Origin of the sequence: Planktothrix mougeotii LEGE 06226 (genome assembly GCF_015207485.1) — a bacterium.
Lineage (GTDB): Bacteria > Cyanobacteriota > Cyanobacteriia > Cyanobacteriales > Microcoleaceae > Planktothrix.
Genome location: NZ_JADEWU010000083.1, coordinates 1 through 26,110, shown reverse-complemented (window position 1 = coordinate 26,110; position 26,110 = coordinate 1). Strand labels below are relative to the sequence as shown.

Annotated in this window: 14 protein-coding genes and 1 pseudogene; 9 read left to right on the top strand and 6 right to left on the bottom strand. The window is 39.4% G+C overall.

Features of this window, described 5'->3' with window-relative positions; genetic code table 11:
• Positions 1-57 precede the first annotated feature (57 nt).
• The gene (locus IQ236_RS23485) at positions 58-7,197 is read left to right on the top strand and encodes a PAS domain S-box protein (RefSeq protein ID WP_193871528.1); all 7,140 of its coding nucleotides are present in this window, start codon (positions 58-60) and stop codon (positions 7,195-7,197) included.
• A gap of 17 nt (positions 7,198-7,214) precedes the next feature.
• Here the strand turns inward: IQ236_RS23485 and IQ236_RS23480 are convergent, their stop codons facing one another.
• Positions 7,215-8,207 (bottom strand): hypothetical protein, encoded by a 993-nt coding sequence (locus IQ236_RS23480; protein ID WP_193871527.1) that lies wholly within the window; start codon positions 8,205-8,207, stop codon positions 7,215-7,217.
• 137 nt (positions 8,208-8,344) lie between these two features.
• Here IQ236_RS23480 and pdxA point away from each other — a divergent pair, with 137 nt between their 5' ends.
• The 4 genes from pdxA to moeB all read left to right on the top strand — a co-directional run bounded on the left by pdxA (position 8,345) and on the right by moeB (position 12,334).
• Positions 8,345-9,382, top strand: a complete 1,038-nt coding sequence (gene pdxA, locus IQ236_RS23475) for a 4-hydroxythreonine-4-phosphate dehydrogenase PdxA (protein WP_193871526.1) — start codon at positions 8,345-8,347, stop codon at positions 9,380-9,382.
• 5 nt (positions 9,383-9,387) lie between these two features.
• Positions 9,388-10,590 (top strand): MFS transporter, encoded by a 1,203-nt coding sequence (locus IQ236_RS23470; RefSeq protein WP_193871525.1) that lies wholly within the window; start codon positions 9,388-9,390, stop codon positions 10,588-10,590.
• Positions 10,591-10,600: 10 nt separating this feature from the next.
• Entirely contained in the window at positions 10,601-11,074 is a 474-nt protein-coding gene (locus IQ236_RS23465) for a Mov34/MPN/PAD-1 family protein (RefSeq protein ID WP_193871524.1), read from the top strand.
• A gap of 87 nt (positions 11,075-11,161) precedes the next feature.
• Positions 11,162-12,334, top strand: a complete 1,173-nt coding sequence (gene moeB / locus IQ236_RS23460; protein WP_193871523.1) for a molybdopterin-synthase adenylyltransferase MoeB — start codon at positions 11,162-11,164, stop codon at positions 12,332-12,334.
• A 71-nt stretch (positions 12,335-12,405) separates the two neighbouring features.
• Here the strand turns inward: moeB and IQ236_RS23455 are convergent, their stop codons facing one another.
• Positions 12,406-12,666 (bottom strand): GUN4 domain-containing protein, encoded by a 261-nt coding sequence (locus IQ236_RS23455; protein WP_193871522.1) that lies wholly within the window; start codon positions 12,664-12,666, stop codon positions 12,406-12,408.
• Positions 12,667-12,702: 36 nt separating this feature from the next.
• A complete protein-coding gene (locus IQ236_RS23450; protein WP_193871521.1) occupies positions 12,703-15,126 on the bottom strand; it encodes an exonuclease domain-containing protein in 2,424 nt (807 codons plus the stop codon).
• Between the two features lie 413 nt (positions 15,127-15,539).
• Here IQ236_RS23450 and IQ236_RS23445 point away from each other — a divergent pair.
• Positions 15,540-15,737: pseudogene (locus tag IQ236_RS23445) on the top strand (deoxyribodipyrimidine photo-lyase); the annotation flags it as partial.
• Positions 15,738-15,858: 121 nt separating this feature from the next.
• On the opposite strand, the gene IQ236_RS23440 reads toward IQ236_RS23445, so the two are convergent.
• Entirely contained in the window at positions 15,859-16,677 is an 819-nt protein-coding gene (locus IQ236_RS23440; RefSeq protein WP_193871520.1) for a circadian clock KaiB family protein, read from the bottom strand.
• Between the two features lie 170 nt (positions 16,678-16,847).
• Positions 16,848-18,098, bottom strand: a complete 1,251-nt coding sequence (locus tag IQ236_RS23435) for a type IV pilus twitching motility protein PilT (RefSeq protein ID WP_193871519.1) — start codon at positions 18,096-18,098, stop codon at positions 16,848-16,850.
• A 195-nt stretch (positions 18,099-18,293) separates the two neighbouring features.
• On the opposite strand from IQ236_RS23435, the gene IQ236_RS23430 reads away from it, so the two are divergent.
• Positions 18,294-19,703: an amidase gene (locus tag IQ236_RS23430; protein ID WP_193871518.1), complete on the top strand. Its 1,410-nt coding sequence runs from the start codon at positions 18,294-18,296 to the stop codon at positions 19,701-19,703.
• 44 nt (positions 19,704-19,747) lie between these two features.
• Positions 19,748-21,448, top strand: coding sequence for an alpha/beta hydrolase (locus IQ236_RS23425; protein WP_193871517.1), 1,701 nt, complete (start codon positions 19,748-19,750; stop codon positions 21,446-21,448).
• Between the two features lie 110 nt (positions 21,449-21,558).
• Here IQ236_RS23425 and psb34 read toward each other — a convergent pair whose 3' ends face one another.
• Positions 21,559-21,726: a photosystem II assembly protein Psb34 gene (gene psb34, locus IQ236_RS23420; protein ID WP_193869588.1), complete on the bottom strand. Its 168-nt coding sequence runs from the start codon at positions 21,724-21,726 to the stop codon at positions 21,559-21,561.
• A 661-nt stretch (positions 21,727-22,387) separates the two neighbouring features.
• Here psb34 and IQ236_RS23415 point away from each other — a divergent pair.
• Positions 22,388-25,828 (top strand): helicase-related protein, encoded by a 3,441-nt coding sequence (locus tag IQ236_RS23415; protein ID WP_193871516.1) that lies wholly within the window; start codon positions 22,388-22,390, stop codon positions 25,826-25,828.
• The last annotated feature ends 282 nt before the right edge of the window (positions 25,829-26,110 follow it).

Here is a 26,110-nt window from a genome sequence, read left to right as displayed (position 1 = left end):
TTATAAGAGACAGCTTATCCCCCTTATCCCCGTCCCTCTCCTCCTCATGGCTCTGAAATGGAACTTAATGGTTTACCGTCTTACATCCCAACGCTGAATCAACTTTTGGATAAAGCGCCTCTGAGTGTCAGTCCTGAGATGCCTGTGTTAGAGGTACTCAGACAGATGAATGATAACCCCTACTATCCAGCCAGTTATGTTGTGGTGCAACAAGAGAATCAGTTAGTCGGGATATTTACTGAACGAGATGTCATCCACTTGATCAGTTCTAGCCAACCCTTGGCTGAGATCAAGATGCAACAGGTGATGACAACGGAAGTCGTAATTTTAAAACAAGCAGAATATCGAGATATTTATCATACTATTTCCCTATTGCGGGAACATCAGATTCGCCATCTACCGGTTGTTGATGACCAAGGACAATTGCAAGGGGTGATTACGGGAGAAACCCTGCGCCAAATGTTGCAACCGATTAATTTGTTGCGGTTGCGTTCCGTTGCTGAAGTGATGACAACTCCCGTAATTCAGGCTTTTCCCTCCACCCCGGTGTTAGACGTAGCCAAACTTTTAGCCCAGCATCAAATTAGTTGTCTAGTTGTTGTTGAAGAGCGTCCTCCTCAGTTTCCCATCAACAGCAGTCCGATCACAATTCCGGTCGGTTTAATTACAGAACGGGATTTGCTGCGGTTTCAAAGCCAAAACCAAGATATTTCCGGTTTAACCGCCCTTGAAATGATGAATCAACCTTTGTTGACGATTCATCAACATGATAATTTATGGCGGGCCAATCAGCAAATGCAGAAACATCGGGTGCGCCGCTTAGTGGTGACCGGAAATCAAGGAGAATTATTAGGAATTATTACCCAGAGCAATTTATTGCGTTTATTTGACCCGGCAGAATTGAATGAAATTGTTACATTTTTACAACAAAAAGTTCAGGGTTTAGAAGTCCAAAAACAACAACTCCTCGATGAACAAGAGCAGATCATTGAACAACGGGTACAACAACGGCTGCGAGAACTTCAACACCCCCCAGAAACTGAAAAACAAACAGAAGTCGAATTACAAAAAGCCCACCAACAGTTAACCTTTCATGTTGAAAATTCTCCTTTAGCCGTGATTGAATGGGATGAACAATTTCGCCTCAAACGCTGGTCGCCCCAAGCTGAAAAAATCTTTGGTTGGAAGGCTGAAGAAATCCTACATCGCCATTGGAATCAGTGGGAATTTGTATATCCAGAAGATTTAGAACAGGTGAATGCGCTTGCGTCGCAGTTACTCAACGGTGAGGAAAGTCGGAATATCTGTTGTAATCGGAACTATACCAAAGACGGTACTTTGGTGTACTGTGAATGGTATAACTCCGTTTTAAAAAACGAATCTGGACAAGTTATTTCTCTTTTATCACTGGTACAGGATGTCTCTGTCCGGCAAACGGCCCAAGGAGAACTTAAACGTCGTGCCCGACAACAACAGGTAATTGCAGAATTAGGTCAATATGCTCTTTGTCAAACCAACTTAGATACTTTATTACAAAAGGTTGTGATCCTCGTTGGACAGACTTTAGGGATTAAATATGTTCAAATTTGGGAATTACTCGCTAACGAGAGTACCTTTTTGTTAACCGCAGGATTAGGGTGGCGTTCAGGTTCGGTGGGGCGAATCACCGTTGGTCAGGGTCGCAAGTCCCAACCCGGTTATACCTTATTATTAAAAGAACCGATTATTGTTGAGGATTTACGAGTCGAAAGTCGCTTTAGTGGTTGTGCCTTTTTTTATAATCATAATATTGTCAGTGGCGTTACCGTTCTAATTTCGGGGAAAGAAAAGCCCTTTGGAGTATTAGGAATTCATACCGAGGAAGAACGTCGGTTTACTTCAGATGAAATTAATTTTTTACAAGCGATTGCTAATATTATTGCGTCTTGCGTCGAGCGACAACAAGCTGAAGAAGAATTAAATCGCTTTTTTAATCTTTCCTTAGACATTTTTTGTATTGCCACAACCCAAGGATTTTTTAAACGAGTTAATCCTCGAATGTTGAGTTTATTAGGATATACAGAAACTGAACTTTTAGGACAATCGTTTTTAGGTTTAATTCATCCTGATGATTGGGCCAATACTCTATTAGAATTGGAGAATTTATCATTAGGAATTCCTAGCCATAATTTTGAGAATCGATATCAATGTAAAAATGGTTCTTATCGATGGTTATCCTGGACAGCGATGCCCTTTGATGAAACCCAATATTATGCTGTTGCACGAGATGTTAGCGAAAACAAACGCACTGAAGCCGCGTTACGCAAGAGTGAAAAACGCTATGCCACGTTAGCAGAAGTATCTCCGGTGGGAATTTTTCACTGCGATATTGAGGGGAATTGTTTGTATGTTAATCAACGTTGGTGTGAAATTGCGGGACTGACCCCGGAAGAAGCATTAGGACAGGGTTGGACTCAGGCCATTCACCCAGAAGATCAAGCCCATGTGAAGGAAGAATGGCAGCGACTAAGGACAGATTCGGGTCAAATCCGAGAGACATCTTTACAAAAAATTCAGTTTTGTTGTGAATATCGGCTTCAGCGTCAAGATGGTCAAATGACTTGGGTTTATGGTCAAGCCGTGGAAGAATTAAATGATCAAGGTGAAATCATTGGTTATGTAGGAACGATTACAGATATTAGTGGTCGAAAACAAGCCGAAGCTGAGTTAAAAACCCTCAATGAAGAGTTAGAAGTTCGAGTCGCTGACCGCACCACAGAACTCAGTTTCATGAATGAAAAATTACATCGCCAAGTTGTAGAATTACAGGAAATAGAATCACAATTAGAAGATAAAGCTTATCAACAAGCGATCATTGCTGAATTAGGTCAAAAAGCTCTTTCAGAAATGAATTTGGTGTCCCTAATTAATGAAATTGTGGTTCAAATTGCTAAAGATTTAAACGTTGAATATTGCAAAGTTTTAGAATATAATTTAGAAGGAGGATTTCTGACCTTAGCCGTTTGGGACGAACCGACTCAACATTATACCCTTCTCAGTCATGAACCCCTGATTTTCAACCCCCCGATAATTCATCAATTCCCTGATTTTCAGGATGAACTAAAATTTAATGTCTCCCAACAGCAACTTGATTTAGAGGAAAATGATCTAAATCATGACAACTTTACGCTTTTAAATCAAGGAATCTGTATTCCGATTATGGGGCAAAATTATCATGATTTAGGACGGGTAGAAATTTATGGGAAAAAACTACAACTGTTTAGTGAAGATGATGTTAATTTCTTGCAAAGTGTAGCCAATATTCTAGCAACGGCAATTGAACGAAAACAAGCTGAAGAAGTGATTCGCCAGAGTGAACAACTTTATCGTTTAATGGCTGATCATTCAACGGATTTAATTAGCCGCCATACCCCCCAAGGTGTTTATCTTTATGCGTCCCCCGCCTCTCGTTCTTTGTTGGGTTATGAACCAGAAGAGTTAGTCGGACGTTCAGCTTATGAATTATTCCATCCTGAAGATTTAGCCAAAATCAATCGCCCTCATCAAAGTTCTATTGAAACAGCCGATATTAATACTATCGTTTACCGAATTTTGCGGAAAGATCAAGACTATGTATGGTTTGAAACTACCCAAAAAAAGGTACGAGATCAAACAGGAAACATTCAAGAAATTGTTGCCATATCCCGTGATATCACGGATCGGAAACAAACGGAAGAAGCGTTACGGTTTAGTGAAGAACGATTTAAAATTACCCTCAAAAATTCCCCTATTGTTGTATTTAATCAAGATTTAGAATTACGCTACACTTGGATTTATAATCCGGCGGGTGGATATGCACCCGAAGCCGTGATTGGTCGATTAGATAGTGATATTTTCCCTCCAGAAAATGCCGTTAAGCTGATCCAACTTAAACAACAAGTTTTAAATACAAAAGTGGGGTTGAGAGAAGAGGTGATTACAAATCTTCATAATCAAGATATTCAATGCTATGATTTAACCATTGATCCGCTCTTAGATTTAGAAGGAAATATTATTGGAATTACCGGAGCAGCTTTAGATATTACCGATCGCAAAAAAGCCGAATTAGAATTGCAAGAAAGTCAACGGTTTATTCAACGGATTACGGATGCTAGTCCTAATATTTTATATATTTATGATTTAATGGAAAAGCACACTATTTATGTCAATCATGAAATTACTAAAGTCTTAGGATATACGCGAGAAGCCATTTTAGAAATGGGTTCAACTGTACTCCCGGATCTAGTTCATTCCGAGGATTATGCTCAACTAGAAATTTATCATCAAAAATTGGTAACGGCGACTGAAGATGAGATTTTTGAGTTTGAATACCGGATGAAAGATATTCAGGGAAATTGGCATTGGTTAGTCAGTCGAGATACCATTTTTGCTCGAACATCCGATGGAAAACCAAAACACATCCTAGGCGCCGCAACGGATATTACAGAACGAAAACGGGTAGAAGAAAAATTACGACTCAGTGAACGAGCGATCGCCTATAGTAGTAATGGCATTGTGATTGTGGATGCTCGACAACAGGATTATCCGATTGTTTTTGTTAACCCAGCTTTTGAAAAAGTGACGGGATATTCGGCTCAAGAAGCGATTGGTAAAAATAGCCGTTTTCTCCAAGGTAAGGATCGTCGCCAATCGGAGTTAAAGCAAATTAAAAAAGCGTTAGAACAGAAAAAAAATTGTAATGTTGTCTTGAAAAATTACCGTAAAGATGGCTCGTTATTTTGGAATGAATTGAATATTTCTCCCATTTATGATGAGGCGGGAAATCTTACCCATTATTTAGAAATTCAGAATGATATTACTGAAAGTAAATTAGCTGAAGAACGTTTAGGTCAACAAGTCATCCGAGAACGATTAATTGCCACCATTACCCAACGGATTCGAGAATCTTTAGATCTGAAATCTATTTTATCAACGATGGTGACGGAAGTTAAACAGTTTCTGAAAGCAGATCGAGTTTTAGTCTATCGAATTTATCCCGACAGTACAGGAACTGTGATTGCGGAAGATGTTAATCCAGAGTGGAGTTCCATTTTAGAACAAACTTTTTCTGAAGAAATCTTTCCCTCAGAATGTCATCCAAGTTATATTAACGGGAAAATTGCCTCCATTGCTAATATTAAAGAAAATAAGATTTTACCGTGTTTAGTTGAATTTTTAGAGCAATTTCAAGTTCAAGCTAAACTCGCCGTTCCCATTATTGAAAATGAAACTCTATGGGGTTTATTAATTACCCATCAATGCAGCCAACCTCGACAATGGGAAGAATGGGAAATTTCCCTTCTGCAACAAATTACCAGTCAACTTGCTATTGCCATTCAACAATCGGAATTATATGAACAATTACAAACAGAATTAAAAGAACGTTCTCTGGCGCAACAAGCTTTATTGGTCAGTCAAGAACGATTACAATATTTATTATCTTCTAGCCCTGGAATTATTTATAGTTCCAAAGCGAAGGGAGACTATGAAGCTACTTTTATTAGTGATAATATTAAAACCCTTTTAGGATACAATGTCTCGGAATTTACTCAACCTGGCTTTTGGTTAAACCATATTCATCCAGAAGATATTAACAAACTGATCAATCAAGACTTATCAGTCTTATTTGAGCAAGGATATGCAAGTTATGAATATCGGTTTAAACATCAGGATGGCACTTACCATTGGATGTATGATCAAGCTAAATTAATTCGAGATGGGGAAGGAAATGCTTTAGAAATTGTTGGCTATTGGATAGATATTAGCGATCGCAAACAAGCCGAAGAACGCCTCAAAGCTACCAATGAACAATTACAAGCGGTATTAGATGCAGTTCCAGGGTTTGTGTCTTGGATTAGTTCTGATTTACATTATTTAGGCGTTAACCGACATTTAGCCAATACCTATCAGTTACAACCGGAAGACTTTGTAGGTCAAGAAATTGGATTTATTCAGGGAAGTCATGAATTTGCCCAGTTTATGGAACAATTCATGTGTGAACCTTATCTTAAAACCAGTGAGGTTACTTTAGAAACTCGAATTCAAGATGCGACTCGCTATTATTTATTAGTAGCCCAAAAATATGATCAAGATCAAGCTGCAATTTTTATCGGAATTGATATTACAGAACGCAAAAGAATTGAAGAACAATTATGGGCTACAACCTCCCGATTAAGTACCTTAATTGAAAATTTACAGTTAGGGGTTTTAGTTAAGGATGAATGTTACAAAATTGTCTTAACAAATCAAGCCTTTTGTAATTTATTTAAGATTCACGAATCCCCCGAAAAACTCATCGGAATGGATGGCTCTACCTTCGCCTTTGAATATCAAAATATTTTTAGCGACCCAGCACAATTTATTATCCGAAATCAAGAGGTGATGCGAAGAAAAAGAGTGGTTGTTAATGAAGAACTTTCTTTAGTTGATGGGCGCACCCTTGAACGAGATTATGTTCCGATTATGATTCAAGGAGCGTCTCAAGGTCATTTGTGGATGTATCGAGATATTACAGAACGGAAAAAAGCTGAAGATACTCTGGTGACATCGTTACGCGAAAAAGAAGTTTTACTTAAAGAAATTCACCACCGGGTTAAAAATAACTTGCTGGTAGTTTCTAATCTTTTAGAATTTCAATCAGATTATGTTCAGCAGCCGGAATTGATTAAGGTTTTAGAAGATAGTCGAAATCGAATTTATTCAATGGCTTTAATTCATGAAAAACTCTATCGTTCAACGAATTTAGAAAAAATTAGTTTTGGAGATTATTTAGAAGATTTAATAGATAATTTATTTGAATCCTATAATATTCAAGATAGTCGAGTTCAGTTTGAACTGGATATTGAACCTGTTGGTTTAAATATTGAAACCGCACAACCCTGTGGTTTAATTGTAAATGAACTGGTATCTAATACCTTAAAACACGCTTTTCCCAATGGTCGAGCAGGAATTGTTTATCTGGGACTCCATCAAAATGAAGAGGATAAAATTAGTGTCACCGTTCGAGATAATGGCATTGGTTTTCCTGAAGGAGTAGACTTTAGAAATGTCGAATCCTTGGGAATGGAATTGGTTTGTACCCTCACTGACCAACTGGAAGGAACGATTACCCTTGATCGGGAAAATGGAACCCAATTTACTGTGAGTTTTTCTGAACTCCAATATCGACATCGGTTATAGTCGGGAATCAAGAATAGTCATTCGGCGCGTGAGGGTTTTGATCCGGTATTACGAACATTAATTAATTTGTTGAGAAGATCGAACCAAAAGGACGATCCCATTGAAATTGCGATCGCGGTTAATCCCCATCCTATCATGGCTTTCAGGACATTAAAAGTAAATAAGTTTTCTCCTGAATTAAACTGTTGATTTACGTTCGAGTTACCCCATCCTAAAGGTAAAGAGGAAAATTCAAATAAATAGGAATAAAGAAAATTTTCGGTTAAATCTTGACAAGATTCTGGAGCATCGGGTTGAGATTTTAAACAATCTTTCAGGGGAAAATTAGCATCTTGATTCAAAACAATATTAATCGTTTGGCTGAGATTTTCTTGTAAGACAGGTTCTTGAAATAAACGATTAGCAATATTTAAGGTATCTGCATTTAATCCAACTGCTGCAATTAACCCAATCAAAAGAGTAATCAATTTAACTTTCCGTTTATAAACCCCTGATGCTCGAATCATTGATTGTTCAAACCAATCACTAATGGCTTTTTCTAAGGGTTCAATTTCTGCGGGATCTCTGGCTTCATGACTTGCTTTAACCGCTAAGATTTTGAATAATTTAATTTGATCAGGATCAAAAAGCTGTTGGATCCCTTCAGAATCAATGGCTTTAATAAAATCTTCAATTGTCAAACTATCGAGCTTTGGTTGCACCCCAGACTGTTCTAAAATAACACTTATTAAGGTTAAAGCAAAGGTGGAACTAGGAATATAAGATGGGCCTAATGAGCGTTGATTGACTCGTTGTTTATAATCTTTCCAGGATTTAATTAAAGGGTGTTGATAAAGTAATTCTGTAGCGGTATTTCCTAAAATCAGTTGAATAGAACGATGTAAATTTTCCGCTCTCCAATCAAAGAGAGAACTCGCTAAAAATTCTTGGATTTCTGAGGTAAATAAACTCAAAATTAGATAAATAAAAAATAAGCCAATCGCCAGATTCAGCGTTGAGGGAATAGTCATGGGTTGAGGTTTAATATAAACTAACGGCTTTATCTAGTTTGATTTTAACTGATTCTTTACCCGTAGTAAGCCCTTTAGGGCTACAATATTTAAAACGATTAAGAAAAAGCCCTGAAGGGCTTACTACGAGTTGAATTATGCCTAAATCTCAAAAGTTACCTCGTTTAGCCATAACATTAGGTGATCCATCAGGAATTGGGCCAGAAGTGGTATTAAAAGCTTTAGCTGATCCGATGTTACATCAACACTGTGATCTAACGGTTATTGGAAGCGATCGCATTTTGCAACAAACCTACAAACAGTTACAAAATCAAGGATTTTCTTCCTCAAACCCCAATCGGTTTACAGTGATAAATTTAGAGCCTGAGCCGACTTTACCTCCCTTACAAATAGGAGTAGGAAATGCAACCAGTGGGGCGATTAGTTTTCAATATTTAGATACAGCCATTACTCGAACATTACAAGGAGAATTTGATGGAATTATAACAGGGCCAATTGCTAAAAATTTATGGAATTTAGCGGGTTATAATTATCCCGGTCAAACGGAATTTTTAGCCGAAAAAGCCAAAGTTAAACGCTTTGGAATGTTATTTGTCGCCCGCTCTCCCTATACAGGCTGGACATTAAGAACGTTATTAGCCACAACTCATATTCCCCTCTCTCAAGTTTCCTCAACTTTAACCCCAGAATTAATGAGTTTAAAATTAGAGTTACTTGTGGATTGTTTACGTCATGAATTTGGCTTAGAAAATCCCCGCATTGCTGTGGCTGGATTAAACCCCCATAGTGGAGAAGAAGGACAGCTAGGAACAGAAGAAAAAGACTGGTTAATTCCTTGGTTAAATCAACAATGCGATCGCTATCCTTATATTCAATTAGACGGCCCAATTCCCCCGGATACCCTGTGGGTTAAACCGGGTCAAGCGTGGTTTAATTTAGGAAAAAATGCCCATGATGGTTATTTAGCATTATATCATGATCAAGGGCTAATTCCTGTAAAATTAATGGCATTTGATCGGGCTGTTAATACAACAATTGGTTTACCCTTTATTAGAACTTCTCCTGATCACGGTACAGCCTTTGATATTGCGGGAAAAGGCATTGCAGATGCGTCTAGTATGAAAGCTGCAATTGATTTAGGAATAGAATTAGTTAATAATCGTATAAATACTTAATTGAGATGTCAAAATCCAATTCTCAACCCTCTATTCTTTGGTTTCAGTTAATCGGACTATCCTTAGTTCAAGGTGCAATTACCTTAACTTGGTTACTTTATCGATTATATGTCCCCCAACTTTTAACCACCCTTGGATTTCCGGGTTTATTCCCCACTATTTTAATCATTGAAAATGCGTTAGGAGTCATCATTGAACCCTTAGCCGGAAATTTCTCAGATCGTCAACGACAATGGATGGGAACCCGGTTTCCTTTAATTAGTTTAGGGGTGATTTTAGCTTCAGGTTTATTTATTGCTATTCCCACATTTTTTATTTTTGGTCAATCTCTTGATTCTTTACATTGGATATTACCAATTTTATTAATTTTATGGGCTGTTGCGATGGCTCTATTTAGAAGTCCTGTCACCGCTTTATTAAGTCAATACGCAATAGAAACAAAACTCCCCCAAGCCCTGAGTGTTTTAATTTTCGTCGGGGGTATTGTGGGGGCTATTCGTCCCATTTCGAGTGAAGTTCTTCTGAGCTTAGGTTCAGGGGTAACGTTTACAGTCGGGTCTTTAGTTTTATTAGGTTCAGTCGGTATTTTAAGATATTTTAGTCCTGATTTAAGTGTTCTTACTCTTGCTGAAGAATCTCAACAAAAATTAGATTTTAAAAATTTATTTTTTATTGTACTCTTAGGATTTTTTGCGGCTTTAGGAACACGGCTAATGTTGGGAGAATTTATCCCTAAGATTATTCAAAATTCAGGAGGAAATGTCAAATGGATGATGTTTGCTGGATTAATTCTTCTAGCCTTTGCATCTATTCCGGCTGGATTGATAGCCGTTAAAATTGGAAATACAAAAGCAACATTAATCGGATTAATCGCCACATCTATTTTATTAATTCCCCTTTCATTCTTCTCCCATTCTATCCTATTCCTATTCCTATTCCTATTATTCCTGATTGCGAGTTATAGTTTAGTTGCTAATGGTATTATTCCCATTGCTTTTTCCTTAGTCCCCCCTCATAAAGCAGGGTTAGGAATCGGAGTTTATTTTGGAGCCTTTTCTTTAGCTATGAGTGGATATGATTTTATCGTAAAACAACCCGGAACAGTTAATTTATTCATCAGTTCTGCTTTGGGAATTATCGCTTTTTTAATGATCGCTATTTTAATCAACTTTATCCCTAAATTAACGACTTCTACCAGCACAAGCTAAATCTTAACTTATGTCAACCTTAACCCTATCCTCAGAACAAATTCAAGCTTTATTTACCCATGCAGAACAAACCTATCCTGTGGAATGCTGCGGCTTATTAATGGGAAAAATTAATCAAAATCATGATAAAATTGTAGTAGAGATTATTCCCACCCAAAATGCTTGGAATTCGGAAACTTCCCTAGCTTTTGAAGAGGTAGAAACCACGAATCAACCTGTCACCTCTGAACGTCGGTTTACGATTTCTCCTCAACAAATGATTCAAGCTCAAAAACAAGGACGCGATCGCAATCTTGTTATCATAGGAATCTATCATTCCCATCCCGATCATCCAGCCATTCCCTCAGAATTTGATCGAGTTTGTGCGTGGTCAGACTATTCTTATCTTATTATTTCCGTCGAAAAAGGAAAAGCAACCGACCTGCAAAACTGGAGTTTAGATGAATATCAACAGTTTCAAGTTGAAGAATTGATAAGACATTAACCCATTTTCCCTCCTAGGACATACAATATATAGTTTTGACGACCCAAACCCGTAACAGGGACGGTTATATTTTTTGTCGAAATTGCTATGCTAAATCCAAATCTGGATGAAATCCAGTTAACGAAAGACGACTACGAACGTTACTCCCGCCATCTGATTTTGCCAGAAGTGGGTCTGGAAGGTCAGAAACGCTTGAAGGCGGCGAGTGTGTTGTGCATTGGAACTGGGGGACTGGGTTCGCCATTACTCCTGTATTTGGCGGCGGCGGGAATTGGACGCATCGGAATTGTGGATTTTGATGTGGTTGACCATTCCAACCTGCAACGCCAAATTATTCATGGGACGTCCTGGGTGGGAAAACCCAAAATTGAATCAGCGAAAAACCGGATTTTGGAGATTAACCCCAGTTGTCAAGTTGACCTCTACAACACCCGCCTGAGTTCAGAAAATGCCCTTGACCTGCTGCGACCCTATGATGTGATTGTAGATGGAACCGACAATTTCCCAACCCGCTATCTGGTCAATGACGCCTGTGTGTTACTGGACAAACCCAACGTCTACGGGTCAATTTTCCGCTTTGAAGGTCAGGCGACGGTGTTTAACTACCAAGATGGCCCCAACTACCGAGATTTATACCCTGAACCCCCACCACCAGGGATGGTTCCCTCCTGTGCAGAAGGCGGCGTTTTAGGAATTTTACCCGGAATGATTGGCGTGATTCAAGCCACAGAAACCGTCAAAATTATTTTAGGGAAAGGTCGAACCTTAAGCGGACGGTTGTTATTATATAACTCCTTAGATATGACGTTTCGGGAGTTAAAATTACGTCCTAATCCTGAACGTCCTGTTATTGAAAAATTAATTGATTACGAACAATTCTGCGGAATTCCCCAAGCAAAAGAACAGGAGGCAAAACAAAAAATGGATATTCCTGAAATGACGGTTCAGGAACTTAAGCAATTAATCGATAGTGGAGTCGATGATTTTGTATTAATTGATGTCCGTAATCCCCATGAGTATGAAATTGCTCAAATTCCGGGGTCAGTGTTAATTCCTTTACCCGATATTGAACAAGGAAAAGGCATTGAACAAGTCAAAGAAAAGTTAAATGGTCATCGTTTAATTGCCCATTGTAAATCAGGAATGCGGTCTGGAAAAGCGTTAGGAATTCTCAAAGAAGCGGGAATAGAAGGCACTAACGTTAAAGGCGGAATTCTGGCTTGGAGTCGAGAAATTGATTCTTCGGTTCCCGAATATTAAATCAAGGGAATTGTCCAAGAACAGTAGAGCCATGTAGAGACGTTGCATGCAACGTCTCTACAACTGTAATGCTACCAACAACTTTTTAAACGATTCGATAGTTCTTGAATCCAACCGCCTCCCCAAGCATTCATCATCCCATCTGATAATACCGGACGCAGAGGTAAATGTCCTTTAGGTGCTGATTTCAGATCAAAAATCGGTTGAGTTCCTGTCCATCCCACCGCCTTTTCAAACTTCAGAGAATCTTCATAACTTTTCCCTTTTAAGTTTTGCCAAATTTGAGCTTGTACACTTAAACCAAATCGTCCTTGACTATATTTAACCCACAATTGATCAATTTGTTTTAAAGATTGACAGGATAATTTTTAATTCATATTTTGAAATAACCAATAATCTTTATATTCTGATAAAATAAATTCAATAGCGTCCTCTAGTTTAACATCTAAATCATGGTTTTGAATATCCACAATCATTTGATAAAATAATTCAAATAAAAGTCGATCTTCTTGATGCCAAATCATCAATTTTCCGGTGCGAGAGTGTTGAAGTCGTTCTAATTCTAATAAGCTTTTTTGACCGCTAATGGGATAATCGGTTTCATCTCGACATAAAATAAACTTAAAATTGGGTTTTAAACCCAGTAACTCATTCCAATTTTTCAACCGATGGAAAAAGGGAGATCCCCCTAAATGTAAAAATCCGACTACAAAACTATGGGTTTGGGTCTGAATCACTAAATGTTCAGGAATCACCCGTTTCCCCAACTTTAAGACATCTACACTCAAGGGAGAAATCACTAACATTAACCCTTCTAAAAGCGTCATCAATTTTCCTAAATCATCACTATCAGTAATAATTCTAGGTTTAGATAATGTTCCCTCTAAGCAAATGCGTTGTTCTTTGAAGTAATTTCTCAATTGTCGCTGAATCGGAGATTCTAAGAAAGGGGTAAATCCAAATAACTCAGAATTAAAAATTTCTGCTTTTTCGGGATAATTTCGAGTGATAAACTCACTCATTTGACCCATTGCTTGTTTGATTGTTTCCAGTTCCGCTTCTAACTGTTGTAATCGTCGCTCAACCTCTGTTTCATCCGGGGTAGAAAGGGGAATAAGTTGATGTTTAGGGAGGGGAATTCCATCAACTTTATAGCGATAATAATCCGCCGCTACATTTAAGACTGTCCGAATCGAAAGATGATTTAAAATGGCTGTAACTTCATCAGGTTCAAATAAATCATCAACGGTGATATCTAAAAATTGGATTTTTAAATTTAATAACTGTTTTAGTTCGGGATTAGAAGGACGATTTAGGAACACTTGAGATTGAGACACCCGATCAATAATTGATCCATCAAAAACTGCTTTAAATTGTTGCCAGCGATCGGGAAATAAGTTTAAAATAATTAAACTATTGGGAACATGGGTAAAAATCTCTTTAACGGCTGCTCCAAAAGCCTGTAATAACCGTTCATTATGTTTTAATCCCAACCCCTCTAACTGATCAAAAACAATCATTAACGGTTGATCTAATAACGATAAACACCCTAACACCTTTAACGCCTCTAAAGAAGCTTCCTCCCGACTCAATTCATCTTCCCAAGACGGTAAACCTACCCGATCTAATTCCTCTTGAGGTAAATTATTCATCGCCAACCATTGGGTAATAATTTGACGACGGTTAAAGTCAGTATACCCACAAAATTTCACAATTCCCTGTAAAAATTTAGGGGCGTAACCTGCGGCGGAAAAGTTATTATTCCACCATTCTAGGGCTCGTTTTTCAATATGTTGCCAAAACTCCCGTTTTGTTTTGGTTTCCGCTTGAGATAAATCGGTAAACAGCTTTAAATTTCCGCCTTGAATCAGTTGTAATATTTTTTCATCTTTCTGAGTTCTCGCCGTAAAGTAAGTGTCTGTAGATTTAATAATTTCTGCAAAACTATTCGCCAATAAATATTCAAGCTGAGTGTGAATACTATTGGGAACAATTTGGATTAAGGATTCTAAAATTCGGCTATAGGTATGGAATAAAACCGTATCGGGGTTATTAGGTTGACGAATAAATAATAAACGGTTTTTGGTTAATAAATCCTTGGCTAATCGCATCATCAGATGAGTTTTTCCTGACCCAGGCTCCCCAATGACAACCGCCCCTTTGGTTTGATGATTAGGGTCTAATTTAATATCGCCCAAAATTGCTTTTAAGCGATCGCATTCTTCCGCAAAAATACCCCTAAAATCGGGATGATCCTGAAACGGTGTATCCACCCGACTACTTCCAAAGGGATTCGGTTGAGTTTTTAATTCAGTTTTCAAATATTCATTGACAATATGTTTATAAAGTTGATAGGTAAATAAGGCATCATATTTCGCCCGATGAGCCGCATCTCGAATAAAAAATTGACCATCTAATTTTAACCTTAAATGCTTACTTAAAGCTTCTAAAGAATGACTATTTAGTTGAGGTAAATACCGTTGTGCTAATTCAAAACTACACTGAAAATCTAATTGAGGGGCTGCAATTCCTACAGCTTTAAAGGTATTTCTCAAGACTTCAAGATCATGTTGAGCATAATGACAGATAATTAATTGAGATTGAGCGATTTCAACAAATTCTTTTAAAATCTGCTTTAACGGTTTAGTCCGATGGGGAATTCTCGGACTGTGAGGATGATTTTCTGCAAAAGCTTCATAAATTAATTCACCTTGATAATTAACAATGGCTAATTCTCTTAAAATCGGTTGTCCTTCCGTATCAATAACAATAAAATCTTTTGTCGTTTTCATAAGACTTGAATACAATAAACTTGTTGAAGAACGAGAACCCGATGATCAAGATCACGGGATACCCTCGATATCTCTCACACACTTCTATGTTTATTGTCACTCAGAATGAACGTTATTATCACACAATTTTAGAGATATGCGTTCCTGATATCACTGGGAAAATACGGAATAATTGAATCATCAAGTTAATGATCCTGATTTTTTCAACCCTTACGGATTCGGAGAACGATTATGAAATGTCCTAAACCTCTCCGTTCTAACCCCTATAGCAGCTACCGTGACCCCAAAACGGGACGATGGTTGATTGTTAAACCCCTGGAAACTTCGGTTAAAATGGGTTAAGGTGAATCCGTTGGGGTCGATACCTCTACGGGTTCTGCAAACAACCTGAACCGTTTAGAAGTTAAATCATCGTGACTCACAAACAAGTTTTAATTTGGTATCGCAATGATTTAAGGGTTCATGATCATGAACCATTATCCGCCGCATTAAACTTAAACGCAGAGATTATTCCCGTCTATTGTTTTGACCCCCGACAATTCGGTCAAACTTCCTATGGATTCCCCAAAACCGGAGCATTTCGCGCTCAATTTTTATTAGAAAGTGTTTCATGTCAGATGAAAATTATTACAATATATTTGGGATTGCTATAGCTGAAAGACAACGCTCAACTCCGTTTATTCCCGGAAAGTAAAAAGCTTAAGATAAGCGGGAATTTTACTCAAAAAATCACTATTTTTCCCAGGGTAAAGTATCAGCCGGACTCCCTAATAATCGCAAAATTGTATCGACATTATTTAACTCTCCTACGATACGGCGGACAGGCTTGGGCCAAACTTTAACTAAGGTGGGAGTGGCAGAAATTTGATCCGCTTCTGCTAAGTCAGGATGTTTTAAAACATCAATCACTTTCAAAGTATAAGGATGACCGATAGAACGTTCTAACAATTGATGGAGAGTTTGGAGGGTTTTTTCCGTTACTAAACTATGACCGGACACAAATAACCGTAAAACATATCCTTTGGTTTCAGGAAATTCGGCTTCGGGAGATAAATCCAATTTAAAATTAGGAGAGGGGTATTCTGATAAATTTTCAGTTGTTGTAGAATCATGAGTCACATCATTTTTTTTCACCTGAACAATCAGATCATGATTTTCCCAAAGTTGAGGAAATTGCTGATAATAAGTGGCAATAATTAAAGGATTACAAAACTCTTCTGAACCCGTTGCGGGTTGCCAAACTATATCCCCCGTATCAAAAATCGTATTTAATAAAGTTTGGTATTGTAAAACCGGAGGATAAGCTTCCGCCGAAAGTTGGATTTGTTGGGTTTGGGGGTCAACCCAACGATCATAAGTTGCGGTATAACAAGGAATCAAAAAATGAGGGGGTTCTGGTAAACCTAAAAGTTCTTGCAAAGATGTGCAAAGATGAGAATGCCAGCGACGCTGTTTATTGGGGTCAATACAATAAACTAAATCTCCCCCCGGAGTAAATAAAGCGATCGCTTTAAATAAATGAGTCACCGTAGATGGTTGAACTAAATTCAAAGCCTCATTCCATACCTAATATTAAAATTTAAAGCCTTAAACTGGTAAATCGTGATTCCCAGCCATTCAAAAGAATGGAGAGATCGAGAAATGGGATCACGATTCACCGATACTTTTACTTTAGGCGATGAAAGCAAGAGTAGGGCTGAAATTTTACATTTTTGTTAGAGTTAGACTCGTCCTCGTAACATTTGACTCATCTCGTTGGGGAAGGGGGAGACCTCTAAACAAATTTCTTCAGTAATTCGTCCTTCCTGATACAGATTGTAAAGAGATTTGTTCATGGTTGTCATGCCTTCATAGGTATCTTTGAGCATGATTTGGTTAATTTCTTCAAACTTGTCTTTAACGATGTATTCCTTGATCACATCCGTATTAATCAAAACATCATGAAAAGCCGCCCGTTTCCCATCAGTGGTTTTACACAATAATTGAGCAATAATCGCCACCAAAGATTCGGAAATCGAGACTTTAATTGAAGGTTGTTCCTCGGCGGTAAACATATCCAAAATCCGAGTCAAGGTTTTTACCGCACTATTGGTGTGTAACGTTCCTGATACTAAGTGACCCGTTTGTGCCGCTTTTAAGGCAATTTGCATCGTTTCCTTATCCCGAATTTCCCCTACGAGTAAGACATCGGGATCTTGACGCAATGCACCTTTAAGGGCATTAAAAAACTTCAACGTATGACGTCCGACTTCTCGGTGTTTAATCAGGGATTTTTTACTTTCGTGAACAAATTCTACCGGGTCTTCAATTGTAATAATATTGTAGGCATAGTTGCGGTTCATATAGTCAATCATCGCCGCCAGGGTTGTAGATTTACCTGAACCCGTTGGCCCCGTTACCAGAATTAATCCTTTGTGATAGTTACAGATTTTTTTAAACACTTCTGGTAACTTTAACTGTTCCAAGGTCAAAATCGAGGAACCAATTAACCGCAATACCAGTGAAGGGCCATTGAGGGCATCAAAGATACTAATCCGAATTCGCACAAACCCTAAATCCGCCGCCCCATCAAAGTCAAGATTTTCTTGAAATTGATGAATTTCCTCATCGGTCAATACCTCCATCAACCAACTCATAAAGGTATTTAAGTCAGTGTTGGGCCACTCTAAGGGGACAATATCTCCCCGTTTGCGAAAGCGCGGGGGTTCATTCACCCCTAAGTGAACGTCCGAAGCCCCCTCATCGTTAGCCCGTTTGACAATATCGCGTAACGTGGGTTGTCCGGGGCTAGGGCCTTTGCTTCTCGGTGTCGCCATCACCGTTGCGGTTGTTGTCGTCGTTTGAGTCGGTGTCGCAACGGCAGCACTTGCGACTCCAGCCCCAGGTGGGGGAGGGGCTTTCGGTGCAGGTGGACGTGGCGGAATCCCTGGCACTGGTGGACGAGGAACAGGTGGACGCTCTGATTGTGTCATATCCCGTGACCTTTCAATAAAACAAATTCGGGCTGAAATCTTGAAATAGAATATTCTTAGTCTACCGCTTTGGGAATCCTACAACAAGTTAGCCGTTGACTGTTGACTGTTGACTGTTGACCGATTACTGTTGACTATTAGCGGTTGCCCACTAATTACTGATAACTGATAACTGATAACTGATAACTGATTAACATGAATTCAGTGGATTTAGCCTTTACCCCTGCTTTAGAACAAGCGCGATTAATTCGCACAAAAGTTTTATCTCCTTTAGAGTTAGTTAATTTTTATTTAGATCGAATTCAACGGTTAAATCCGCAGTTGGGTTGTTATTTTACGGTTATGGCAGAAACTGCGATAGAACTCGCCCAAACCCAAACAGAACACCTCGCCCAAATTACCGATATTAACGAGTTACCCCCCTTTTTTGGGGTTCCTATTTCGATTAAAGATTTAAACCCCGTTGCGGGAGTTGCTTGTACCTATGGTTCACGGGCATTACTCGATAGAATAGTCACTTATGATGATGGAGTGGTGAGTCGCATTCGCCAAGCCGGATTTAATATATTAGGCAAAACCGCAACTTCAGAAGTCGGCTCATTACCCTACACTGAACCCGATGGCTTTCCTCCCGCCCGTAACCCTTGGAATTTAGAGTATACCCCCGGAGGTTCCAGTGGGGGCGCAGCCGCAGCCGTAGCAGCCGGATTATCCCCCGTTGCTCATGGGTCAGATGGCGGCGGTTCCATTCGTGGCCCTGCCTTTTGTTGTGGTTTAGTCGGAATTAAACCCACGCGAGGGCGAGTGTCCCATGCTCCCGTCGGAGACTTTCAAAGTGGCATTTCCACCGATGGCCCCTTGGCTCGTACCGTTGCGGATGCGGCGGCTTTATTAGATGTGATGTCAGGCTATATTTTAGGAGATCCCTATTGGTTGCCCGATCCCAATCCTTCGTTTTTGGCAGCAACCCAACAGCCGCCCAAGTCTTTAAAAATTGCCGTAGCAACTTCTATTTTACCCGTTGGTCAAGCGTCCCCAGACTGTGAACAAGCCGTTCAAAATACTGTTAAACTTCTCGAAGAATTGGGTCATCAAATAGAACTGATTAACCCGGATTTTAGTAATATTATTGAACCGTTTACTTTAGTTTGGAAATCGGGAGTCGCAGCCTCTGGAATTCCGTCAGAGTATTTAGGTTCGGTAAATCAATGGTTAAGGTCAACTCAAATAACGGCTGGACAATATTTGCAAGCGGTGTCTAAAATGCAGGTAGCCGGACGTGAAATTGTTGCCTCCTTAAGTCCCTTTGATGTTATTGTTTTACCCACCTATATGCACGGGACAATTCGGGTAGGAGAATATGCTCAACTTTCTCCTGAAGAAACCTTACAGCGTATTATTGAATGGATTGCCCCTTGTCCGGCTTTTAATGTCAGTGGTCAACCCGCGATCGCCATTCCCACAGGGTTCACGCCAGCAGGTTTACCCCTTGGGGTGCAATTGGTAGGAAAACCCGCAACGGAAGCCACTTTAATCGCCTTAGCTGCACAATTGGAAGCAGTACAACCTTGGGAACACTATCGCCCCCCTATAGCGATCGCATAATTCAATGTTAAACTCTTTGGATTGTTTAACCCAGACCTTTAATCATGCGTGAAATTCCGGTATCTGTTTTTTCTGTTTTTTCTAAACACCAGTGGAAAAAATTATTCTTTTCCTTAAGTCTTTTAACGCCAACAATTGTTAGCAGTTTTTTCTTATTCCCGCTTTCGAGCCGTGCAGCAGAATCTGTTGTAATCAGACAAGGATTTATTTATGCTACGGTTTCGGTTAAGGATTTAACAGAATTTGCAGAAACCGGGAAAGTTCCTTTAGGATTATTGGGTTATTTTAGTTTTTTAACTCCCGAACAAAAGCAACAGGCTTTAGGAGCTTTAAATATTAAAATAAAAATTCAAGATGAAACGGTTGATGAAATTGTTAATAGTCAAGTCGGAACCCGAATTTTAACGGATATTGATACGATTATTTCTTCAGATCAATCTCAAGGAGGAACAGCCATTAAAGAAGCTATTTTGTCTTCGGCTAAATCTCCCCAAGGATTATCCGTTATTAATTTTTTAGAAAATTATCCCCTCTCTACTATTGAGATTAATGTTCCTAAAGCATTTGAGGTTTTAAAACGCTTAAATCAAGGATTTTGGCAAACCCAAAGATTACTTTTAGAAGTCTTACCCAAATTTCCGACTGGAGACTTTCAACCGCCACCCATTACCTTTGACCCAACGCAACCAGGCCCCGGAAAAGTAGACATTACCCGCATAGAATTGCAGGATAAACAACGAAATCGCAATATCCCCGTTTATATTTATTCATCCTCCGCAGCAACCCCTGATAAACCCTTAATTCTTTATTCTCATGGTCGGGGTTCCGATTATCAAGAATTACGCTATTTAATGGAACATTTAGCATCCTATGGCTATACTGTGATTGTTCCTGAACATCCCGGAAGTAATGGGACTTATGTTGATAAAAATTTATTTTTATCCCCCACAGAAATTATTGAACGTCCCCAAGATTTAATTTTTACCTTAGATGAATTAGAAAAACTTAATGTCAATGATCCGAGATTTAAAGGTAAATTTAATACTAATAATACTTTAGTTTTTGGCTATTCTTTTGGAGGTGTAACGGCTTTAGCTTTAGCGGGAGGAGAGTTTCAAATTGATGAACTCAGGAAAAATTGTGATCAGAGTTTTATTACTTTTAGTTTAGGAAAAGCTACTCAATGTTTAGCCGCAGAACTGCCAAAAGATCGCTATCAATTTAGTGATCCTCGGATTAAACGAGCGATTTCTTTTGCTCCGACGGCTTCTGTAATCTTTGGAAAAACCGGATTAAATAAAGTTCAGGTTCCTACTTTAATTTTAACACAATCTTCCGATAAAGTCACTCCGGCTTTACCCGAACAAATTGCAATTTTTCCTCAAATTAAAACCGAAAAATTATTATTAGGGGTTTTAGGCGCGACCCATTTAAGTGTTCGAGATCCCCGAACCATTGCAGATCAAACTTGGATTCCCATTACTCCAATTTCAGGGGGTGAAGTCATTGGTGATGCTTCAAAAGATGTCCGTAATTATGCTAAAATAATTGCTTTAGCAACGGCTGCCCAACTGACACCCGATGCTGAAAAATATCAGGTATTTCTAACACCCGAATATTATCGCTCTATTTCAACTCAAGCGTTTCCCGTGCGTTTAATTACAGATATTCCTCCAGAAACCCAACTTTTCATTGAAGAGTTATTGAAAACTCAAGGTTCTCCCGGATTTGTGATGGTAAATTAATAGTTTCAGCCAGCAGCTGCCTCGATATTTGCCTTAGAAATGGAAAAACTGCCCCGGATGAGGCAGTTTAAAGAATTATGATCTTGAGGTTGACAATAACTGATGGCTGTTTAAGAGGCAGCAAAAGCAATCAGGAGCAGGGAAGTGACCAGGAGGACAGCAGCAGCGCCTTGAAGGGCATAGCGACTTTGCTGTTCAGGTGAGGGGTACTCAGCTACATAAAGTTGGGGTTCGGTGGCGTAGTTATTCAGGATTCCGTTTTCGTTGGTGGTGTACATGGTGTTTTTCCTTGAACTCGCTTGTTTATGTAAATAAATGTAACGCAATGTTAAAGATTGTAACAGTGACTTGACTCAACACCTGAAGTGATGTTAATCACAGAAAATTTTTCAGGAATCTCTTAAGCGGCTGAAGGAAGTAGCAAACATTTAAGGATGGAATATAATCTCCCAGGCTGAAGTTTCTCAAGCAGAATATTTCTCAGATGAAATCCCTAAATGTTTGCTACAAATCCGCCCCCAGTAGAGACGCGCCATGGCGCGTCTCTACTGGGGTTTAGGAGATTATCTGTAGTATCAATTTTAGAATTTCATATCAGTGTTGAAAGGATCAGTTTGTTAAATTTATTAGAATAATGAGTTAAAATTGTATTTTCACGGATATTTCAAAAGTTATATTAATCTTAATTTTCCGTAAATTTACTGTTGTTGAATCACCAGCAATCCCTTATATTAATAATCGAGTCTCTGCTACACCATTGATAAAGCTTGATTATTTCCGCCATCTGAGCGGATGAATTTTGCTGCTTTTGAAAATATTCTGATATTCCATCCTTAAATTGTTGCTACATAAGTCTCCTAGACCCCACGTAGAGACGCGCCATGGCGCGTCTCTACAGGATACTTGATTAATTAGGACTCTAAACCTACAAATAAATAGATGATTGATACAATTGTTGGTAAACGTATTTTAATCCCCACACAATTTACTGGGGCTGTCACCATTGAAACGGCTGATTTAATCGAAGATGCTGTGCTTTTACAAGTTCGCACCGGAAGCGGAGAACTCCGAGAAGCCATTCTAACTGTTACAGAAGTTGAAACCCTCCTCAGTCAACAGCAAAGCTTCTCTGCTCAAATTGTTGATGCTAATGCTTTTTCCCTGTTTATTGAATCCACTCGAATTAAAACTGCTTTTGCATTTGACCCCCACTTTGCCGTTAGTTTAAGTGGTGTTCGACCCCTTCCCCATCAGTTAGAAGCGGTTTATGAACGCATTCTCCCCCAAGTTAGATTACGGTTTCTATTAGCAGATGACCCCGGCGCGGGTAAAACGATTATGACGGGGTTATTAATTAAAGAATTAAAATTGCGGGGTGTCATTGAACGAATTTTAATTCTGACGCCAGCACCTTTAACCACTCAATGGCAAGATGAACTTAAAAATAAATTTGCTGAAACCTATGAAGTGATTACGTCAACCTTAGCCAAAAATCAACTCGCGGGCAACCCTTGGGAGCGGTTTCGTCAATGTATTGCTTCTATTGATTTTGCTAAACGAGAAGATGTGATTCCAGGGATTTTACAAGTGGATTGGGATTTAGTTATTATTGATGAAGCCCATAAATGTTCTGCCCGCACCCAAGGGGACGAACTGCGCCGCACGGGACGGTATAAATTAGCAGAAGAACTCTCTAAAATCACTGAACGAATTATCTTGCTGACTGCTACCCCCCATCAAGGAGATGTGAGTCAATTTCATAACTTTTTACGCTTATTAGACCCCGAACAATTTATTTCTAATGAAATTAACCCTGACCTGCTCCAGCTAGAAAATAGTCCTTGGTTTTTACGACGAATTAAAGAAGAATTAAGGGATTTTAACGGACAAAAACTGTTTAAAAAACGTCATGCGATTACGGTTCAATTTTCCCTGTCTGCGGCTGAAGAATTTCTGTATCAGCAAGTGACTCAATATATTAACCGTTATTTAGGGAAAACCAAGGGCGGTAAACAAGGGGCTGTTGCTTTAGCGCGAACGGTATTACAACGACGGTTAGCCAGTAGTTTAAACGCCATTCTCAATTCCTTAAAAAAACGACAACACCGATTTTCAGATTTATTAGAAGAATTAGAACAACTTCCTCCCCAAGAACAACGTCAACGGTTAATTAATTTAGGAAAACCTGTAGATAATGAAGTGGAAACCGATGATTGTTCAGAAGAAGAGTTAGAGGATTTTGCCGTTGAATTAACCTTAGCGGAACAACTCGAACAACTCCGAGAAGAATTACGGGAATTAAAACGGTTAGTGAAATTAGCCCAAGACACTATCAACCAAGGAGACGAACGCAAACTGAATGAATTAGAAAACTGTTTAAAACGAAGTGAATTCAGCGAGTTAAAAGATGGACGGGGAAAACTGTTAATTTTTACGGAACATCGGGATACCTTAGAATATTTGAAAAGAAATCTGAATCAGTGGGGATATAGTACCTGTGAAATTCACGGGGGAATGAACGTTTTACAACGCAAAGACGCTCAAAAAGATTTTAAGTCTAATAAACAAATTTGTCTGGCTACCGAAGCCGCCGGAGAAGGGATTAATTTACAATTTTGTCGGTTAATGATTAATTATGATATTCCCTGGAACCCGAACCGCTTAGAACAACGGATGGGACGCATTCACCGCATTGGACAGGAACATGAAGTTTATATTTTTAACTTTGTTGCCATTACAACAGTAGAAGGACGGGTTCTCAATAAATTATTAACCAAATTAGAGGAAATTAAAAATGCAATGGGAGATAGGGTTTTTGATGTAATTGGGCAACTCTTACAAGTCAATGAAATTCGGTTTGAAGATTTAGTCCGAGAGGCGACTTACTCCCAATCTAATGAAGATGAGGCAATGGAAACCCTCGATAAGTTAACTCCTGAACGCTTACAAACCTTAGAACAAGCAACCGGGTTAGCTTTAGCAACATCCCATGTAGATTTTAGCCAAATTTGCAACACTCAAACTGAGGATTATCGGTCAGAAGAACAGCGTTTAATGCCTTATTATGTAGAAGATTTTTTTCAAAAAGCTTGTCATTATTTGCGGGTAAATTTAGAAGTCAGAGCCGATGGTTTATGGCGAATTCCCTATCTCAAAGAAGAATTTCGCTCCGAACAGTTAGAAGCCGTCCGACGCTTAGGAACCCCAGATAAAAACTATTCTAAATTAACCTTTTATAAACAACATTTAGAACTCGCCACTGACCTCAATTTAGAATTTATCTCCCCTGGACATTGCCTCTTTGCTGCTTTAGCAGAACGTTTAGACCAACAACTGCAAGAACAGGTAGGACAACAAACCGCTATTTTTACCGATGCTGATACGGATAGCCCCTACAGGATTCACTTTTTCAAGGTGCAAATTGAAGGACAAACCAGTCGGGGAGAACCGCAAATTCTCAACGCCCGACTGTATGCAATGGTTGAACAATTATCGGGTGAATTGGGTTTAATAGCGGCGGATGTTTTGCATGATTTATCGATAGTTTCTCCTGATTTTATGCCAGAGTCCGGGGAGATTTTGCACCCTCTGACGCCCAGGAAACAGCAAGAATTGGAAAGCTGGTTAAAGGTGAAAGTTCAACGGGGCTTAATGGAGGAATCTCGCAGCCAACGACAACGGGAGTTACAAATCCGGCAAGATTATCTGAAACAAGCGATGGATAGGACAATTAGCGAAGCTCAACGCACTCAGATGAGGTTGGCGGCCAAGGTTGCCCAGGGGGATGAAACCTATCGGGTGGCACGGGATAGCGCCCAAAATAAAGTCCGCACCCTGCAAGAACGTTATAAAACGAAACAAACGGAACTGGAATATCTGCAAATTGTCCGACCGGGACGGGTGATGTATTTGGGGACGGCGCTGGTTTATCCCACACCGCCAGAAACCTTAAATACGGTGCTGCGAACTGACCCAGAGGTGGAAGCCTTGGCGATGGAGTTTGTGATGGACTATGAACGTCAGCAGGGATGGCAACCGGAGGATGTGAGTGATTATCACGATGGCAGTGGGTTTGATATTCGCAGTATTGGGCCGAGTCCTGATGGGGTGCAACCGCCTCCGGTGCGACGCATTGAGGTGAAGGGACGGGCGCAACAAGGACAAGGGGTGTCTTTAACGGGGAATGAATGGCGCAAGGCGCAACAGTTGGGAGAGTCCTATTGGTTATATGTGGTGTGGGGATGTCATACGCCGAACCCGCAGTTACTTCGCATTCCGAACCCGACTCAGGTTTTAGCGAGGGATGCGAAGGAAATTAAACAGGTGACTCGTTATTTAGTGGAGGGGGAAGCATTACAAAAAAATGCGCTAATAGAGTAATATGAAATACTGCAAGGGAAAAGCTTAACTGGGAACACAGGAAACAGGGGATAGAAAAAAGTTATAGCCACCCTAGCAATTATTTGTAGCCAACCTTAAAAGATGGAATATCGCCAGTCTAAATCAGTTGTACATCAGACTTAAAATCCAATTCCTCGTAGGGGCGAGGCGCGCCCATTGGTGTCAACTTAAGGAAAAGATTGGAGGCGATCGCAACGGCTAATGCGAGTTGAAGAGGGCGATGAGTAGTCGCCCTGGGGAGGTGGCAACTGGTTGTGTTAG

Bases quoted from the DNA above. Each gene is read 5' to 3' on its own strand.
- IQ236_RS23485 (WP_193871528.1), top strand. From the start codon at position 58: ATGGAACTTAATGGTTTACCGTCTTACATCCCAACGCTGAATCAACTT.
- IQ236_RS23480 (WP_193871527.1), bottom strand. From the start codon at position 8,207: ATGACTATTCCCTCAACGCTGAATCTGGCGATTGGCTTATTTTTTATT.
- pdxA (WP_193871526.1), top strand. From the start codon at position 8,345: ATGCCTAAATCTCAAAAGTTACCTCGTTTAGCCATAACATTAGGTGAT.
- IQ236_RS23470 (WP_193871525.1), top strand. From the start codon at position 9,388: ATGTCAAAATCCAATTCTCAACCCTCTATTCTTTGGTTTCAGTTAATC.
- IQ236_RS23465 (WP_193871524.1), top strand. From the start codon at position 10,601: ATGTCAACCTTAACCCTATCCTCAGAACAAATTCAAGCTTTATTTACC.
- moeB (WP_193871523.1), top strand. From the start codon at position 11,162: ATGCTAAATCCAAATCTGGATGAAATCCAGTTAACGAAAGACGACTAC.
- IQ236_RS23450 (WP_193871521.1), bottom strand. From the start codon at position 15,126: ATGAAAACGACAAAAGATTTTATTGTTATTGATACGGAAGGACAACCG.
- IQ236_RS23435 (WP_193871519.1), bottom strand. From the start codon at position 18,098: ATGACACAATCAGAGCGTCCACCTGTTCCTCGTCCACCAGTGCCAGGG.
- IQ236_RS23430 (WP_193871518.1), top strand. From the start codon at position 18,294: ATGAATTCAGTGGATTTAGCCTTTACCCCTGCTTTAGAACAAGCGCGA.
- IQ236_RS23425 (WP_193871517.1), top strand. From the start codon at position 19,748: ATGCGTGAAATTCCGGTATCTGTTTTTTCTGTTTTTTCTAAACACCAG.
- psb34 (WP_193869588.1), bottom strand. From the start codon at position 21,726: ATGTACACCACCAACGAAAACGGAATCCTGAATAACTACGCCACCGAA.
- IQ236_RS23415 (WP_193871516.1), top strand. From the start codon at position 22,388: ATGATTGATACAATTGTTGGTAAACGTATTTTAATCCCCACACAATTT.